The organism is Pseudomonas sp. CFBP 8770, assembly GCF_014841705.1.
In the GTDB taxonomy this organism is placed as follows: Bacteria; Pseudomonadota; Gammaproteobacteria; order Pseudomonadales; family Pseudomonadaceae; genus Aquipseudomonas.
Window position 1 is genome coordinate 323,411 of the sequence record NZ_JACYUL010000007.1, and the last position, 15,619, is coordinate 339,029.

The window sequence follows — 15,619 nt, forward strand, 5'->3', positions numbered from 1 at the left end:
GTGCTACAGCTTTGCGCGATGGCAAGGCATACTGCGTCCCTCCGCTGCCCGGAATGCTCGAGACCCCATGCGTATCCACGTCAGCTTCATCGACCGTGTCGGCATCACTCAGGAAGTGCTGGCCCTGTTGGGGGCGCGCAACCTCAACCTCGACGCAGTCGAAATGGTCCCGCCCAACGTTTATATCGACGCCCCCACACTCAGTCCGCTGGTACTGGAAGAGCTGCACGATGCGCTGTTCCGGGTACGGGGCGTCGAGGATGTGCGCGTGGTCGACATTCTTCCGGGACAACGCCGGCACCTGCAGCTCGAAGCCTTGCTGGCCGCCATGGCCGATCCGGTGCTGGCACTGGACAGTGCCGGCAATGTGCTGTTGGCCAACCCGGCTTTGGTCGAGCTGTACGGCCGCGAGCCGGCCGGACAGTCGGTGGCGGACCTGTTCGCCGATCCTGCCTTGCTCGGCGCCCTGCTCGAACAGGGGTTCCGCCTGCCGCTGCGCGAGGTCAACCTGAATGGCCAGACGCTGTTGCTCGATGCCACACCGATCACGGACGCCGGCGCCCTGCTGACGTTGTACCCGCCCAACCGCATGGGTGAGCGGCTGGCCGCCCTGCACCACGACCACGCCGAAGGGTTCGATTCGCTGCTGGGCGATTCCGCACCGATCCGTGCGCTCAAGGCCCGGGCGCAACGTGTTGCGGCCCTGGATGCGCCACTGTTGATCCAGGGTGAAACCGGCACGGGCAAGGAGCTGGTGGCACGGGCCTGCCATGCCGTCAGCGCCCGCCACAGCGCGCCGTTCCTGGCGCTCAACTGCGCCGCTCTGCCGGAAAACCTCGCCGAAAGCGAGCTGTTCGGCTATGCCCCAGGCGCATTCACCGGCGCCCAGCGCGGCGGCAAACCGGGCCTGATGGAGCTGGCCCACCAAGGCACGGTGTTTCTCGACGAAATCGGCGAAATGTCGCCATACCTGCAGGCCAAGCTGCTGCGCTTCCTCAACGATGGCAGTTTTCGCCGAGTAGGCGGCGACCGCGAGGTCAAGGTCAATGTGCGCATCCTCAGCGCCACTCACCGCAACCTGGAGCAGATGGTGGCCGAAGGCGCCTTCCGCGAAGATTTGTTCTACCGCCTGAACGTGCTCAACCTGAACGTGCCGCCGCTGCGCGAGCGCGGCGAAGACATCCTGCTGCTGGCACGGTATTTCATGCAGCAGGCCTGCACACAGATTCAGCGACCGATGTGCCGACTGACGGCGAGCACCTATCCCGCCTTGCTAGGCAACCGTTGGCCGGGCAATGTTCGGCAACTGCAGAACGTGATCTTTCGCGCAGCCGCCGTCTGCGAAAGCAATACAGTCGACATCGGTGATCTGGATATTGCCGGGACCAGCGTGACTCGTCGCAACGACGGTGAAGTCGTCAGCCTGGAACAGGCCGTTGAGGCTTACGAAAAAGCGCTCCTGGAAAAGCTGTACCCCAGCTATCCATCCAGCCGGCAGTTGGCCAGCCGTCTACTCACATCCCATACGGCCATTGCCAACCGGCTGCGCAAGTATGGGATTGGTGGCGCGAACTGATACAAGACTAACTGGGCTGTATCGTTTTCAATACATCGTACTTAATTCGATACGGCTTGGCAGTGAGGCGTTAGACGACTCCTGTAGCAGCGGCGCTAGCCGCGTCAGGGCTCGTTTGGGTCCATGCAATAGACCGCGTCTGCCGCCGACGCGGCTTGCGCCGCTGCTACAGGGGAATCAGAGCGTTTGCTGCTCTGGGGGTTGCGTAGCGTTTTCGTTACAGGGATTGCGATCTTTGAATGGTGTGATCTGCCTGGAGCCCTTGCAGCCTGTGACTTTGGGAAATCTGGCAACCATCTTGCTAAGTAACCGCCATTGCTGAACCCCAAATCATTGCGGAGTTTCCATGAGCGAGTTGCGTTTCACCGTCGAACACGAATGGCTGCGCCTCGAGGCCGACGGTAGCGTCACGGTCGGTATCACCCCGTTCGCCCAGAATGCCCTGGGCGACGTGGTGTTCGTGCAGTTGCCCGAGCTCGCGCGTCATGCGCGCGATGCCGAGGTTTCGGTGCTGGAATCGGTGAAGGCCGCCAGCAGCATCAACATGCCGCTGGATGGCGAGATCGTCGAAGTCAACCCGGCGCTCGACGCAGCTCCGGAACTGGTCAACCAGGACCCGCTGGCACAGGGCTGGTTCTTCCGGTTCATCCCCGACGACCTCGAACAGGTTCGCGCCTTGCTCGACCAGACCGCCTACGACAACCTGATCGCCGCCCAAGGCTGAGGACCGACCATGACTCGCGCCATTGCACTGCACACCGACAACGAATTCATCGCCCGCCACATCGGCCCGGGCCCGGCCGACGAGCAGGCCATGCTCGATTTCCTGGGGTTCGACAGCCTCGATGCCCTGAGCGCCAGCGTCATCCCCGAAAGCATCAAGGGCACCAGCGTGCTGGGCCTTTCGGCCGGGCAAAGCGAAGCCGATGCGCTGGCCGCGATCAAGGCCATCGCCCAGCAGAACCAACTGTTCAAGAACTACATCGGCCAGGGCTACTACAACACCCACACGCCAGCGCCGATCCTGCGCAACCTGTTGGAGAACCCCGCCTGGTACACGGCCTACACGCCGTATCAGCCGGAGATTTCCCAAGGTCGTCTGGAAGCGCTGCTCAACTTCCAGACCCTGATCAGCGACCTGACCGGCCTGCCTATCGCCAATGCCTCGCTGCTCGATGAAGCGACAGCCGCCGCCGAGGCCATGACCTTCTGCAAACGGTTGAGCAAGAACAAGAGCAGCCAGCGCTTCTTCGCCTCCAGCCATTGCCATCCACAGACCCTGGCCGTGCTGATCACCCGCGCCGAGCCGCTGGGTATCGAAGTGGTCATCGGCGACGAGCATGAGCTCGCCGACACCGACGGTTTCTTCGGCGCTCTGCTGCAGTATCCCGCCAGCAACGGCGACATTTTCGACTACCGTGAACTGGTGGAGCGCTTCCATGCCGGCAACGCATTGGTAGCCGTAGCGGCCGACCTGCTCGCCCTGACGCTGCTCAGCCCACCGGGCGAGTTCGGTGCCGACGTCGCCATCGGCAGCGCCCAGCGTTTCGGCGTGCCACTGGGTTTCGGCGGTCCACACGCGGCGTACTTTTCCACCCGTGACAGCTTCAAGCGCGACATGCCGGGGCGTTTGGTCGGTGTGTCGGTGGATCGCCACGGCAAGAGCGCGCTGCGCCTGGCCATGCAGACCCGCGAGCAGCACATCCGTCGCGAGAAGGCCACCAGCAACATCTGCACGGCCCAGGTGCTGCTGGCCAACATCGCCAGCATGTACGCGGTCTACCACGGCCCGGCCGGCCTGATCCAGATCGCTCGGCGCACCCATCAGTTGACCGCCATCCTGGCGCGCGGCCTGACGCAATTGGGCGTGCGCGTCGAACAGCAGCATTTCTTCGACACGCTGACCCTGGCCACCGGCAGTGCGACCGAGCGCCTGCATGAGCAGGCCCGTGCAGCGGGTATCAACCTGCGCGAAGTCGACGCGCAGCGCGTGGGTATCTCGCTGGACGAAACCACCCGCCAGGCCGATGTCGAAGCTCTGTGGCAGCTGTTCCACAACGCAAGCACGCAAGTGGTATTCCAGTCCCTGGCCGATGAGGTCAGCGATCAACTGCCCGAGCCGCTGCTGCGCCAGTCGGCGATCCTGCAGCATCCGGTGTTCAACCGCTATCACTCGGAAACCGAGCTGATGCGCTACCTGCGCCGCCTGGCCGACAAGGACCTGGCCCTGGATCGCACCATGATCCCGCTGGGCTCCTGCACCATGAAGCTCAATGCCGCCAGCGAAATGATCCCGGTGACCTGGGCCGAGTTCGGTCAGTTGCACCCCTTCGCGCCGGCTGCGCAGAGCCAGGGCTACCATCTGCTGACCGACGAGCTGGAGAGCATGCTGTGCGCGGCCACCGGCTACGATTCCGTTTCACTGCAGCCCAACGCCGGCTCCCAGGGTGAATACGCCGGCCTGCTGGCCATTCGTGCCTACCACCAGAGCCGTGGCGAAGCGCACCGCGACATCTGCCTGATTCCATCCTCGGCGCACGGCACCAATCCGGCGACCGCGCACATGGCCGGGATGCGCGTCGTGGTCACCGCGTGCGATGCGCGCGGCAACGTCGACATCGAAGACCTGCGCGCCAAGGCCATCGAGCACGGCGACAAGCTCGCCGCACTGATGATCACCTACCCATCCACCCATGGCGTGTTCGAGGAAGGCATCCGCGAGATCTGCGCGATCATCCATGACCACGGTGGCCAGGTGTACATCGATGGCGCCAACATGAACGCCATGGTCGGCCTGTGTGCACCGGGCAAGTTCGGCGGCGACGTGTCCCACCTGAACCTGCACAAGACTTTCTGCATTCCCCATGGCGGTGGCGGCCCAGGTGTCGGCCCGATCGGCGTCAAAGCGCACCTGGCCCCGTTCCTGCCCGGCCATGCCGCGCTGGAGCGCAAACAGGGCGCGGTCTGCGCGGCGCCATTCGGCAGCGCCAGCATCCTGCCGATCACCTGGATGTACATCCGCATGATGGGCGGCGACGGTCTCAAGCGCGCGTCCCAGGTAGCCATCCTCAACGCCAACTACATTGCCCGGCGCCTGGAACAGCACTACCCGATCCTCTATGCCGGCAGCAACGGCCTGGTGGCCCACGAGTGCATCCTCGACGTCCGCCCGCTCAAGGACAGCAGCGGCATCAGCGTCGACGACGTCGCCAAGCGCCTGATCGACTTCGGCTTCCATGCCCCGACCATGTCGTTCCCGGTCGCGGGTACCTTGATGATCGAGCCAACCGAAAGCGAGTCGCTGGAAGAACTCGACCGATTCTGCAACGCCATGATCCAGATCCGCGAAGAGATTCGCGCGGTCGAGGAAGGCCGTCTGGATCGCGAAGACAACCCGCTGAAAAACGCGCCGCACACCGCCGCCGAACTGGTCGGTGAGTGGACCCACGCCTACAGCCGCGAACAGGCGGTATACCCGCTGCCGACGCTGCAGGAAAACAAGTACTGGCCGCCGGTCGGTCGGGTGGACAACGTTTTCGGGGATCGCAACCTGGTGTGCGCCTGCCCTTCCATCGAAGCCTATCAGCAAGCGTGACAACTGCGGCGCGCAGTGTTGATCGCTGCGCGCCCTGCCTCGCAAGGAACGAAAAATGTCTGATGCCACTTTGCAAAAAACACCCCTGCACGCGCTGCATCTGGAACTGGGCGCGCGCATGGTGCCGTTCGCCGGCTACCACATGCCGGTACAGTATCCGCTGGGGGTGATGAAGGAGCACCGCCACACCCGTGCCCAGGCCGGGCTGTTCGACGTGTCGCACATGGGTCAGATTCGCCTGACCGGCGCCAATGCCGCCGAAGCACTGGAGACGTTGGTACCGATGGACATCATCGACCTGCCCGTGGGCATGCAGCGCTATGCCATGTTCACCAATGAACAGGGCGGCATTCTCGACGACCTGATGGTGGCGAACCTGGGCAACGACACCTTGCTGCTGGTGGTCAACGCCGCCTGCAAGGATCAGGACCTTGCCCATCTGCAACGCCATCTGCACGGTCACTGCGAAATCGAGGCGTTGTTCGACGCACGTGCGCTTTTGGCACTGCAGGGGCCAGCAGCGGTAACGGTGCTGGCACGCCTGGCGCCGGAAGTCGCAGACATGACCTTCATGCAGTTCGCCTGCGTGAAGCTGTTGGGCGTGGACTGCTATGTGAGTCGCTCAGGCTATACCGGCGAAGACGGCTTCGAGATTTCCGTTCCCAGCGGCGAGGCAGAAGCGCTTGCGCGTGCCCTGCTGGCCGAGCCTGAAGTGGAACCGATCGGCCTGGGTGCACGCGATTCGCTGCGCCTGGAAGCGGGCCTGTGCCTGTATGGCCATGACATGGACAGCGAGACCTCGCCGATCGCGGCCAGCTTGCTGTGGGCCATTTCCAAAACACGCCGTGCCGAAGGTGCGCGCGCCGGTGGCTTCCCGGGTGCCGAGATCATCTTTGCCCAGCAACGCGATGGGGTCGCGCGCAAGCGAGTCGGCCTGCTGCCCGTGGAGCGCACACCGGTGCGCGAGGGCGCGCCGATCATCGACGCCCAGGGCGTGGAAGTCGGCCGCGTGTGCAGCGGTGGTTTCGGCCCGACACTAGAGGCTCCGGTTGCCATGGGCTATGTGGAGATCAGCTCGGCGGCTCTGGACAGCACCCTCAGTGCCATTGTGCGCGGCAAGCCCGTACCGCTGAAAGTTGCCAAGATGCCCTTCGTCCCGCAACGCTATTATCGCGGATGAGTGCAATTCACCGGTTGTATAAACCCCACCTGGCAATCAAAGCGCCTTGGTAGATAAAAACTATGACCGGTGGAGAAAGCGTCATAGTACCAACACGGTCCCGTGCATTCTTTGCAGGGTTCGTACGCCCTGGCGTCAACGATATGCAGGTCATGCACGATCGTGGGGCAACGTCCCGGATATGGCCTGAAATGCGGCATGAAAAGGTCAAAACACAGGGGTTTCGAGGGCTTGTTTTTGTCGCTGAAGTTAGCGTAAAGTTTCTCCACTGTGTTTGCATGGGTCGCTTGGATCGTGACCTGGGCAGTAGCTCTGATCATTGCTACAACCCGTTCGACGTCTCTTACTTTCCTGCAAATCAGCCCAGTACTCTTTCATGTGAAAGACGCTGTTAATAATTCTAGGTTTCAAGGAAATTAAGCTATGTCGAATCGTCAAAGCGGTACCGTCAAGTGGTTCAACGACGAAAAAGGTTTCGGTTTCATCACCCCTGAGAGCGGCCCGGACCTGTTCGTACACTTCCGCGCCATTCAGGGCAATGGTTTCAAAAGCCTGAAAGAAGGCCAGAAGGTCACCTTCGTTGCCGTGCAGGGCCAGAAAGGCCTGCAGGCAGACGAGGTTCAAGCCGAGGCTTGATTCGAGCGTCGCCGAAAAGCCCCAGCGCTGATAGCCTGGGGCTTTTTTGTGGCCGTTCGGCCGACGTGACCGGCCAATTCTGCCCAAGGATCTTCGATGGCGCCCATTGCAGCGCACAACCTGCAGCCGATACCGGCGAGCCTGGCTCGGCGCCTGGCTGCAGCGACCTACGACCTGATCCTGTGTCTGGCGCTGCTGATGGCTACCGCCGCGCTGTACAAGCTGGCCCAGATGGGTTGGTACGGTGAGGCCCGTCTGCGCGTCCTTTCCGAGGCAGGTGCGCTGGATCACGATCCATGGCTGTCGCTGCTGCTGACCAGCCTGTCGTTCGCCTTCTTCGCTCGTTTCTGGACCCATGGCGGACAAACCCTGGGCATGCAGGCCTGGGGCATTCGCGTGCAGAACACTGACGGCAGCACCATCAGCCTCGGCCAGGCAATGCTGCGTTTCGTGCTGGCAACGCTGTCCTGGCTGTGCCTGGGGCTAGGTTGGTGGTGGATGCTGTTCGAGCGCCGCCAGCGCACCTGGCACGACCTGGGTTCACGCAGCCAGGTCGTGCGGATTGCCCAAGAAAAAACCGGCCACTGAGGGCCGGTTCGAAGCTTGCTGCCAATCGCTAACCCGCGCGTCGCAGCAGCCAGAGTCCCGCCACCGCGCAGATCGCCGCAGGCAACACCACCGCCAGTAGTGGCGGAAAGCCAAATACCAGGCTCGAAGGCCCGAGCAAGTCTTGGGCAATGCGGAACACGAAGCCCACCAGCACCCCGGTGAACACACGCTGGCCCAGGGTGACCGAGCGCAAGGGACCGAAGATGAAGGAGATGGCCATCAATACAAGTGCCGCCGTTACCAGCGGCTGAAGGACCTTGACCCAGAACGCGAGCCAGTACTGACCGTTGTTGAGGCCCTGGTCGGCCAGGTAGTGGATGTACCCCCACAGCCCGGAGATGGACAACGCTTCAGGCGCGACGATGACCGTGCTGAGCAACTGGGGTGTCAGGGAAACATCCCAGCGCTCCTCGGCAGCCTTGACCACCTCACTGCGGTCGGCGTGAAACAGCGTGGTGGTGACCTCGCTCAACTGCCAGTGATCGCCGTCGTATTGCGCCTTGCGGGCAAAGCTGGCGCTGAGCATGTGGCGCTGGTCATCGAAGCGGTAGCGCGTCACCCCATACAGCAGGCCTCGTGGCTGCACTGTGTTGATGTGGATGAACTCGTCACCCTGGCGGTGCCACATGCCGTGCTTGCCGCTTTGCGCATCGCCACTGCCCAGGGCCAGCGAGCGCTCGGCCTGGGCCTTGTTCTCTGCCGGCGGGGCGACGTATTCGCCCACCAGTACGCCGACCACCATCAGCACCAGCATCGGCTTCATCACGGCCCAGACGATGCGCCCGACCGAGACGCCCGCGGCGCGCATGATGGTCAACTCGCTGCTGCTGGCCAGACTGCCAAGGCCGATCAGGCAGCCGATCAAAGCCGCCATCGGCAGCATGTCGTAGACCCGCCGCGGCGCAGTCAGGGCAACGTACTTGCCGGCATCGAACAAGGTATAGCTGTCGCTGACGTCGCCCATTTCATCGATGAAGGCGAACAGCGAAGCCAGCCCGAGAATGATGCCCAGCACCGCGAGGATGGCGACCGCCACGCTCTTGCCGATGTAGCGATCAAGCTTGACCATGGGTCACCCCCTTGGCACGACGGCTGGCACGGGCCAGCTTCATCGGCTCCCAATACATCAGCAGCAGGCCGATGGCCAGGAACAGCACGTGCACCCACCACATGCCCAGCGCTGCGGGCAGGCGGCCTTTTTCCATGGCGCTGCGCGCGGCAATGAGCAGAGTCAGGTAGGCCATGTACAAGAGGATCGCCGGTAGCAGTTTGAGGAAGCGGCCCTGGCGCGGGTTGACCCGTGACAACGGGACTGCCATCAGGGTGACGATGAACACCAGCACCGGCAGCGACAGGCGCCACTGCAGCTCGGCGCGTGGCCGTGGATCGGTGCTGCCCCATAGCTCGCCGGTGGGAATGGCTTCGCGGTCGGTGATGTCGCTGCTCACGTCCGGCTTGGGCAGGAGCACGCCATAGGTGTCGTACTGGATGGCGCGGTAGTTGGCCTCGCCCGGATTGCCGTCGTAGCGGAAGCCGTTTTCCAGGATCAGGTAGCGGTTGCCGTCGGCGCGCACTTCCTGGCGGCCCTTTTCAGCCACCAGCACGGAAATTCCGCGGTCCTTGGCTTTGTCCTGGGACATGCGCTTCTCGGAAATGAACACGCCGCTGAGATCGACGCGGTTCTCCGAAAGGCTCTGGGTGTAGGTGACCCGTGTGCCATCGCGCAACGCCTGGAAGCGACCCGGCACCAGGGTGTCGAACTCGGTCATGGCGTCCTGTTGGTTGATGATCGTGGCGACCTGAGCGACGCCCTGCGGGGCCAGGCTCAGGCTCAGCCAGGCCACCAGCAGGGCGACCAGCGTCGCCGGAGCCAGGGTGATGGCCAGCAGGCGCTGCTGGCTCATGCCGGTGGCGGAAAGCACGGTCATCTCGCTTTCCAGGTACAGACGTCCGTACGCCAGCAGGATGCCCAGGAACAGGCCCAGCGGCAGGATCAGTTGCAGGAAGCCCGGCAGGCGGAAACCCATGATCATGAACAGCACACCAGGGTCCAGGATGCCGGAAGCCGCCTGGGCCAGATACTTGATGAAGCGCCCGCTCATGATGATCACCAGGAGCACGGCACTCACGGCGCTCATTGTGATCATGACCTCACGGGACAGATAACGGAAAACGATCAAACCAGACACTCCAGGGTCGTCGCGCGCAGGCAGCCCGACAGGGGAACGTAGCAGCCAGGACAGGGGCCGGTCCGCTTGAGCGGGCCAGGTAAAAAGTCGCAGCATTATCCTGTGAAAGGCTGTGCCTGTCACTTAACAGCGGCATCGGGTGGACAATTACCGCCATGCAAAGGTTGCGAGCGGGCTGGGGCTGGGGTCAAACTGGCTGCTTTCGCGCGAACCGTCTTGCGCAAGCATCGACCTAGAATCAGGGGTTCTGGATATGGAATTGGTTGTAAAGAGCGTTGCTGCCGAATCAGTTAAAACCGCGACCCTGGTCGTCGCCATCGGCGAAGAACGCGCCCTGGGCGCCATTGCCAGCAAGATCGACGGCCTGAGCGGCGGCTTGATCAGCGCTGCGCTCAAGCGTGGCGACATCGCCGGGCGTGCGGGCCAGACCCTGTTGCTGCCGGGCGTGCCTGCGCTCAAGGCCGAGCGCCTGCTGCTGGTGGGCAGCGGCAAGGATGAGGAACTGGCCGACCGCCCGTGGCGCAAACTGGCCAACGCTGCCTACGGCGTGCTGAAGAACCTGGGCGGCAGCGATGCCGTGTTTGCCTTCGACGAGCTGACCGTCAAGGGTCGCGATGCCTACGGCAGAACGCGCCTGCTGGCAGAAACCCTGCTCGATGGCGAGTACGTGTTCGATCGTTTCAAGAGCAAGAAGGCCGATCCACGTGCCTTGCAGAAGATCACCCTGCTGACCCAGAAATCCAGCCAGGCCGACGTCGAACGCGCCGTTGCCCACGCCAAGGCCATCGCCAGTGGCATGAGCTTCACCAAGGACCTGGGCAACCTGCCGCCCAACCTGTGCCACCCCAGCTTCCTGGCTGAAGCCGCGAAGAGCCTGAGCAAGGCGCACAAGAACCTCAAGGTCGAGATTCACGACGAGAAGAAGCTCAAGGAACTGGGCATGGGTGCGTTCCTGGCCGTCGCCCAGGGCAGCGCGCAGCCGCCACGGTTGATCGTGCTCAACTATCAAGGCGCGAAGAAATCCGAGCAGCCCTACGTGCTGGTCGGCAAGGGCATCACCTTCGACACCGGCGGCATCAGCATCAAGCCGGCCGCCGGCATGGACGAGATGAAGTACGACATGTGCGGCGCTGCCAGCGTGTTCGGCACCCTGCGCGCCGTGCTGGAGCTGGAGCTGCCGATCAACCTGGTGTGCCTGATGGCCTGCGCCGAGAACATGCCCAGTGACCGCGCGACGCGCCCTGGCGACATCGTCGAGACCATGAGCGGGCAGACCGTGGAAATTCTCAACACCGACGCCGAAGGCCGTCTGGTGCTGTGCGACGCGCTGACCTACGCCGAGCGCTTCAACCCGCGCGCGGTGATCGACATCGCCACCCTGACCGGTGCTTGCGTTGTGGCGCTGGGTGGCCATACCACGGGTCTGATGAGCAACAACGAGGCCTTGGTCGGCCAGTTGCTGGAAGCGGGCAAGCAGGCCGACGACCGTTGCTGGCAGCTGCCGCTGTTCGAAGAGTATCAGGAGCAACTGGACAGCCCGTTCGCCGACATCGCCAACATCGGCGGGCCGAAGGGCGGCGCCATCACCGCAGGCTGCTTCCTGTCCCGTTTCACCAAGGCCTACGAGTGGGCGCACCTGGACATCGCCGGCACGGCGTGGGTCAGTGGCGGCAAGGACAAGGGCGCCACCGGTCGTCCGGTGCCTCTGCTCACCCAGTACCTGCTGGACCGCTCCGGGGTGTAATTGCCCACAGTCCGCGTCGCCCCTTCGCGAGCCCTCTGCCCGCGAAAGGGGCCACGCGGTCTCCCGCCCCAGGAACACACCATGCCCCAAGTCGACTTCTATGTCCTGCCCACTCCCCTGCCCGCCGCACGCCTGGATTTCGCCTGCAAGTTGGCTGAAAAAGCCTGGCGGCTGGGTCACCGGGTGTACGTTCATTGCACCGATGCTGCCCAGCGTGAAGCGCTGGATGCACGCCTGTGGAGTTTCAAGGGTGAAAGCTTCGTGCCCCACAGCCTTGAGGAGGACGACCCTCACGCGCCCGTCACATTGGGCACCGCAGCGCAGGCGGCAGGCCATGATGATCTTCTGATCAATCTGGCCTTGAACGTTCCAGGCTTTGCCGGCCAGTTCGCGCGCGTTGCCGAAATCGTTGTTGAAGACCCTGCTATTCGTCAGGCCGCCCGGGAGAGTTTTCGTTTTTACCGTGAACAAGGCTATCCTCTGCAAGACCACCGCTTATCGCGACTTTGAGCCCAAGATGGACAACAACACCAAGCCTTTGCCCAAATCCGTACACCTGCTGGACGACCTCGAGTCGATCCGCAAGCTGCTCGGCGACGACACCCTGCAACCACCGTTGCTGACCGACGCCGTGGTTCGCAGCGAGCCCGAGGTGCCGTTGCTGTTCGAACTGCACGACGAGCCCGTGGCCACTGCACCGGCGGCCCTGCCGTCGGAACCGGCAGCGGCACCCTGCCCTGCGCAGAATCGCCAGGATACCTTGCTGCACCTGGACGCCGAACTGCGCGCCGCCGCCCAGTTGATCATGCAGGACGTGATCGACGACTTCGCGCCTCACATCGAAACCGAAATCAAGCGCCGCCTCGAAGCGCGCATGGAAAGGTTGCTCAACCAGGGCTGACCGCCCTGCCCCCGCAGCCAGTCCGGCATAACGCGTTGCATCCTTCGCGGCCACGGACCGCTCCCACAGGGCTCGTACCCATTTGGTGGGGGCGGTCATCGGCCGCGAAACAGGCGCCGCGGTGTGTCAGACATACCCGGTCGCGCCTTTCGCGGCCACCGACCGCACCTACAGGCCTTGCCTCCCTCCCATACCAGCCATATCCCCGCTATACTTCTCGGCTTTCTTTGAATAAATGCCTTATAGGGTCCCGCCGCGCATGGATAAGACCTACCAGCCGCACGCTATCGAAACTTCCTGGTACCAGACCTGGGAGGCCGAGAACTATTTCGCCCCGCAAGGTGCCGGCGACTCCTACACCATCATGATTCCGCCGCCGAACGTGACTGGCAGCCTGCACATGGGCCATGGCTTCAACAACGCCATCATGGACGCCTTGATCCGTTTTCGTCGCATGCAGGGCCGCAACACCCTGTGGCAGCCTGGCACCGACCACGCTGGCATCGCTACGCAAATGCTGGTCGAGCGTCAGATCGAAGCCCAGGGGCTGAATCGTCATGATCTGGGCCGGGAAAAATTCCTGGAAAAGATCTGGGAATGGAAAGACCAGTCCGGGGGCAACATCAGCCGCCAGATTCGCCGCCTCGGCTCGTCGGTCGATTGGAGCCGCGAACGCTTCACCATGGATGACGGCCTGTCCGAAGCGGTCAAGGAAGCGTTCGTGCGCCTGCACGAAGACGGCTTGATCTATCGCGGCAAGCGCCTGGTCAACTGGGACACCAAGCTGCACACGGCCATCTCCGACCTGGAAGTGGAAAACCACGACGAAAAGGGTTTCCTCTGGAACCTCAAGTACCCGCTGGCAGACGGCGCGAAAACCGCCGAAGGCAACGACTTCCTGATCGTCGCCACCACGCGCCCGGAAACCATGCTCGGTGACGCCGCCGTCGCGGTGAACCCGAACGACGAGCGCTATCAGGCCTTGATCGGCAAGTTCGTCGAACTGCCACTGGTGGGCCGCCGGATTCCGATCATCGCCGACGACTATTGCGATCCGGAATTCGGTACCGGCTGCGTGAAGATCACCCCGGCCCACGATTTCAACGACTACGAAGTCGGCAAGCGCCATAACCTGCCGCTGCTCAACATCTTCGACAAGAATGCCCAGGTGCTGGCCAGCGCTCAGGTGTTCAACCTCGACGGCACCCTGAACGATAGCGTGGATGGCACCCTGCCTGGCGAATACGCCGGCCTGGATCGCTTCGAGGCACGCAAGCAGATCGTCGCCGCGTTCGACGCCGCCGGCCTGCTGGTCAGCGTTGACGACCATGCCCTGAAAGTGCCGAAGGGCGATCGCTCCGGTACGGTCATCGAGCCTTGGTTGACCGACCAGTGGTACGTGTCCACCAAGCCGCTGGCCGAACCGGCCATCGCCGCCGTGGAAGACGGCCGCATCGCCTTCGTACCCAAGCAGTACGAAAACATGTACTTTTCCTGGATGCGTGACATCCAGGACTGGTGCATCAGCCGCCAGCTCTGGTGGGGCCATCGCATTCCGGCCTGGTACGACGAGTCCGGCAAGGTCTATGTCGGCCGCAGCGAAGCCGAAGTGCGCAGCAAGCACGGCCTGGGCGCCGACGTGACGCTCAACCAGGACAACGACGTACTGGATACCTGGTTCAGCTCGGGCCTGTGGACATTCTCCACCCTGGGCTGGCCGGAACAGACCGAATTCCTGAAGAAATTCCACAGCACCGACGTGCTGGTCACCGGCTTCGACATCATCTTCTTCTGGGTCGCCCGGATGATCATGCTGACCATGCACCTGGTCAAGGACGAGAACGGTACGCCGCAGGTGCCGTTCAAGACCGTCTACGTGCATGGCCTGGTTCGTGACGGCCAGGGCCAGAAGATGTCCAAGTCCAAGGGCAACGTGCTTGACCCGCTGGACATCATCGACGGTATCGAGCTCGAAGCCCTGGTGGAAAAACGTACCAGCGGCCTGATGCAGCCCAAACTGGCGAAGAAGATCGAAAAGCAGACCCGCGACGAGTTCGAAGGCGGCATCGCCAGCTACGGCACCGACGCCTTGCGCTTCACCTTCTGTTCGCTGGCGTCCACCGGTCGTGACATCAAGTTCGACATGGGTCGCGTCGAAGGCTATCGCAACTTCTGCAACAAGATCTGGAATGCCGCGCGCTACGTGCTCGACAAGGGCGAGGATTGCGGCCAGAACGGCGAAGCCTACGAGCTGTCGCTGGCCGATCGCTGGATCATCTCGCAACTGCAGCGCACCGAAGCCGAAGTGACCCGCCACCTCGACCAGTTCCGTTTCGACCTGGCCGCACAGGCACTCTACGAGTTCATCTGGAACCAGTATTGCGACTGGTACCTGGAGCTGTCCAAGCCTGTGCTGTGGGACGAAAACGCGCCGATCGAGCGTCAGCGCGGTACTCGCCGCACCTTGGTGCGCGTGCTCGAAGTGGCGCTGCGCCTGGCGCATCCGTTCATGCCGTTCATCACCGAAGAAATCTGGCAGCGCCTGGCGCCGCTCGCCGGTGTGCAGGGCAAGACGATCATGCTGCAGCCTTGGCCGGTGGCCAACGAAAGCCGCATCGATACAGCGGCCGAAGACGACATCGAGTGGCTCAAGGGCCTGATGCTGGGCGTGCGCAACATTCGTGGCGAGATGAACATCGGTCCAGGCAAGCCGCTGGCTCTGTTCCTGAAGAACACCGGCAGCCAGGACCAGCGTCGCCTGCAGGAGAACGACGCCTTGCTGCGCAAGCTCGCCAAGCTCGAGTCCATCACCGTTCTGGCCGATGGCCAGGAAGCACCGTTGAGCGCCACGGCGCTGGTCGGCGAAATGGAAGTGCTGGTACCGATGGCCGGCCTGATCGACAAGGATGCCGAGCTGGCACGTCTGGACAAGGAAATCCAGCGCCTGAACGGTGAAGTGGCACGCGTGGGCGGCAAGTTGTCCAATGCAGCCTTCGTCGACAAGGCGCCCCCCGCCGTCATTGACAAAGAGCGCGCCAAACTGGCCGAAGCCGAGCAGGCTTTGACCAAGCTGGCTGAACAGCACGCGCGGATCGCCAGTCTGTAATCCGTCTGCTGGCCTCTTCGCGTACAGATCCTGTAGGAGCGGGCTCTGCCCGCGAAGAGGCCCGCGCCCCCACCGGTAACCTC

The 15,619-nt window shown here is 63.1% G+C and carries 12 protein-coding genes; 10 read left to right on the plus strand and 2 right to left on the minus strand.

The features are described 5' to 3' along the window. Positions 1–67 precede the first annotated feature (67 nt). From IFT98_RS17665 to IFT98_RS17690, 6 genes are all read left to right on the plus strand, one after another. Positions 68–1,576, plus strand: coding sequence for a sigma-54-dependent transcriptional regulator (locus IFT98_RS17665; RefSeq protein ID WP_192050498.1), 1,509 nt, complete (start codon positions 68–70; stop codon positions 1,574–1,576). A gap of 346 nt (positions 1,577–1,922) precedes the next feature. Next, entirely contained in the window at positions 1,923–2,300 is a 378-nt protein-coding gene (gene gcvH / locus IFT98_RS17670; protein ID WP_122713534.1) for a glycine cleavage system protein GcvH, read from the plus strand. 9 nt (positions 2,301–2,309) lie between these two features. Beyond that, entirely contained in the window at positions 2,310–5,171 is a 2,862-nt protein-coding gene (gene gcvP / locus IFT98_RS17675) for an aminomethyl-transferring glycine dehydrogenase (protein WP_192050496.1), read from the plus strand. A gap of 55 nt (positions 5,172–5,226) precedes the next feature. Beyond that, positions 5,227–6,351, plus strand: a complete 1,125-nt coding sequence (gene gcvT / locus IFT98_RS17680; protein ID WP_192050494.1) for a glycine cleavage system aminomethyltransferase GcvT — start codon at positions 5,227–5,229, stop codon at positions 6,349–6,351. Positions 6,352–6,774: 423 nt separating this feature from the next. Then, the gene (locus IFT98_RS17685; protein WP_122479618.1) at positions 6,775–6,987 is read left to right on the plus strand and encodes a cold-shock protein; all 213 of its coding nucleotides are present in this window, start codon (positions 6,775–6,777) and stop codon (positions 6,985–6,987) included. Positions 6,988–7,083: 96 nt separating this feature from the next. Beyond that, entirely contained in the window at positions 7,084–7,575 is a 492-nt protein-coding gene (locus IFT98_RS17690) for an RDD family protein (RefSeq protein ID WP_192050492.1), read from the plus strand. Positions 7,576–7,603: 28 nt separating this feature from the next. On the opposite strand, the gene lptG is transcribed toward IFT98_RS17690, so the two are convergent. Together lptG and lptF are read right to left on the minus strand one after the other, a co-directional pair. Next, on the minus strand, positions 7,604–8,665 hold the full coding sequence (gene lptG / locus IFT98_RS17695) for an LPS export ABC transporter permease LptG (RefSeq protein WP_122796075.1): 1,062 nt from the start codon (positions 8,663–8,665) through the stop codon (positions 7,604–7,606). Further along, positions 8,652–9,776: an LPS export ABC transporter permease LptF gene (lptF, locus tag IFT98_RS17700; RefSeq protein ID WP_122479621.1), complete on the minus strand. Its 1,125-nt coding sequence runs from the start codon at positions 9,774–9,776 to the stop codon at positions 8,652–8,654. The genes lptG and lptF overlap by 14 nt, the downstream gene beginning before the upstream one ends. 262 nt (positions 9,777–10,038) lie before the next feature. Here lptF and IFT98_RS17705 point away from each other — a divergent pair, with 262 nt between their 5' ends. The 4 genes from IFT98_RS17705 to IFT98_RS17720 all read left to right on the plus strand — a co-directional run bounded on the left by IFT98_RS17705 (position 10,039) and on the right by IFT98_RS17720 (position 15,536). Beyond that, on the plus strand, positions 10,039–11,529 hold the full coding sequence (locus tag IFT98_RS17705) for a leucyl aminopeptidase (protein ID WP_192050490.1): 1,491 nt from the start codon (positions 10,039–10,041) through the stop codon (positions 11,527–11,529). Positions 11,530–11,610: 81 nt separating this feature from the next. After that, positions 11,611–12,039 carry a DNA polymerase III subunit chi gene (locus IFT98_RS17710; RefSeq protein ID WP_192050488.1) on the plus strand — a complete coding sequence of 143 codons (429 nt, stop codon included), beginning with the start codon at positions 11,611–11,613 and terminating at the stop codon, positions 12,037–12,039. A gap of 7 nt (positions 12,040–12,046) precedes the next feature. Then, positions 12,047–12,430, plus strand: coding sequence for a DNA polymerase III subunit chi (locus IFT98_RS17715; RefSeq protein ID WP_192050486.1), 384 nt, complete (start codon positions 12,047–12,049; stop codon positions 12,428–12,430). A 259-nt stretch (positions 12,431–12,689) separates the two neighbouring features. Beyond that, a complete protein-coding gene (locus IFT98_RS17720; RefSeq protein WP_192050484.1) occupies positions 12,690–15,536 on the plus strand; it encodes a valine--tRNA ligase in 2,847 nt (948 codons plus the stop codon). The last annotated feature ends 83 nt before the right edge of the window (positions 15,537–15,619 follow it).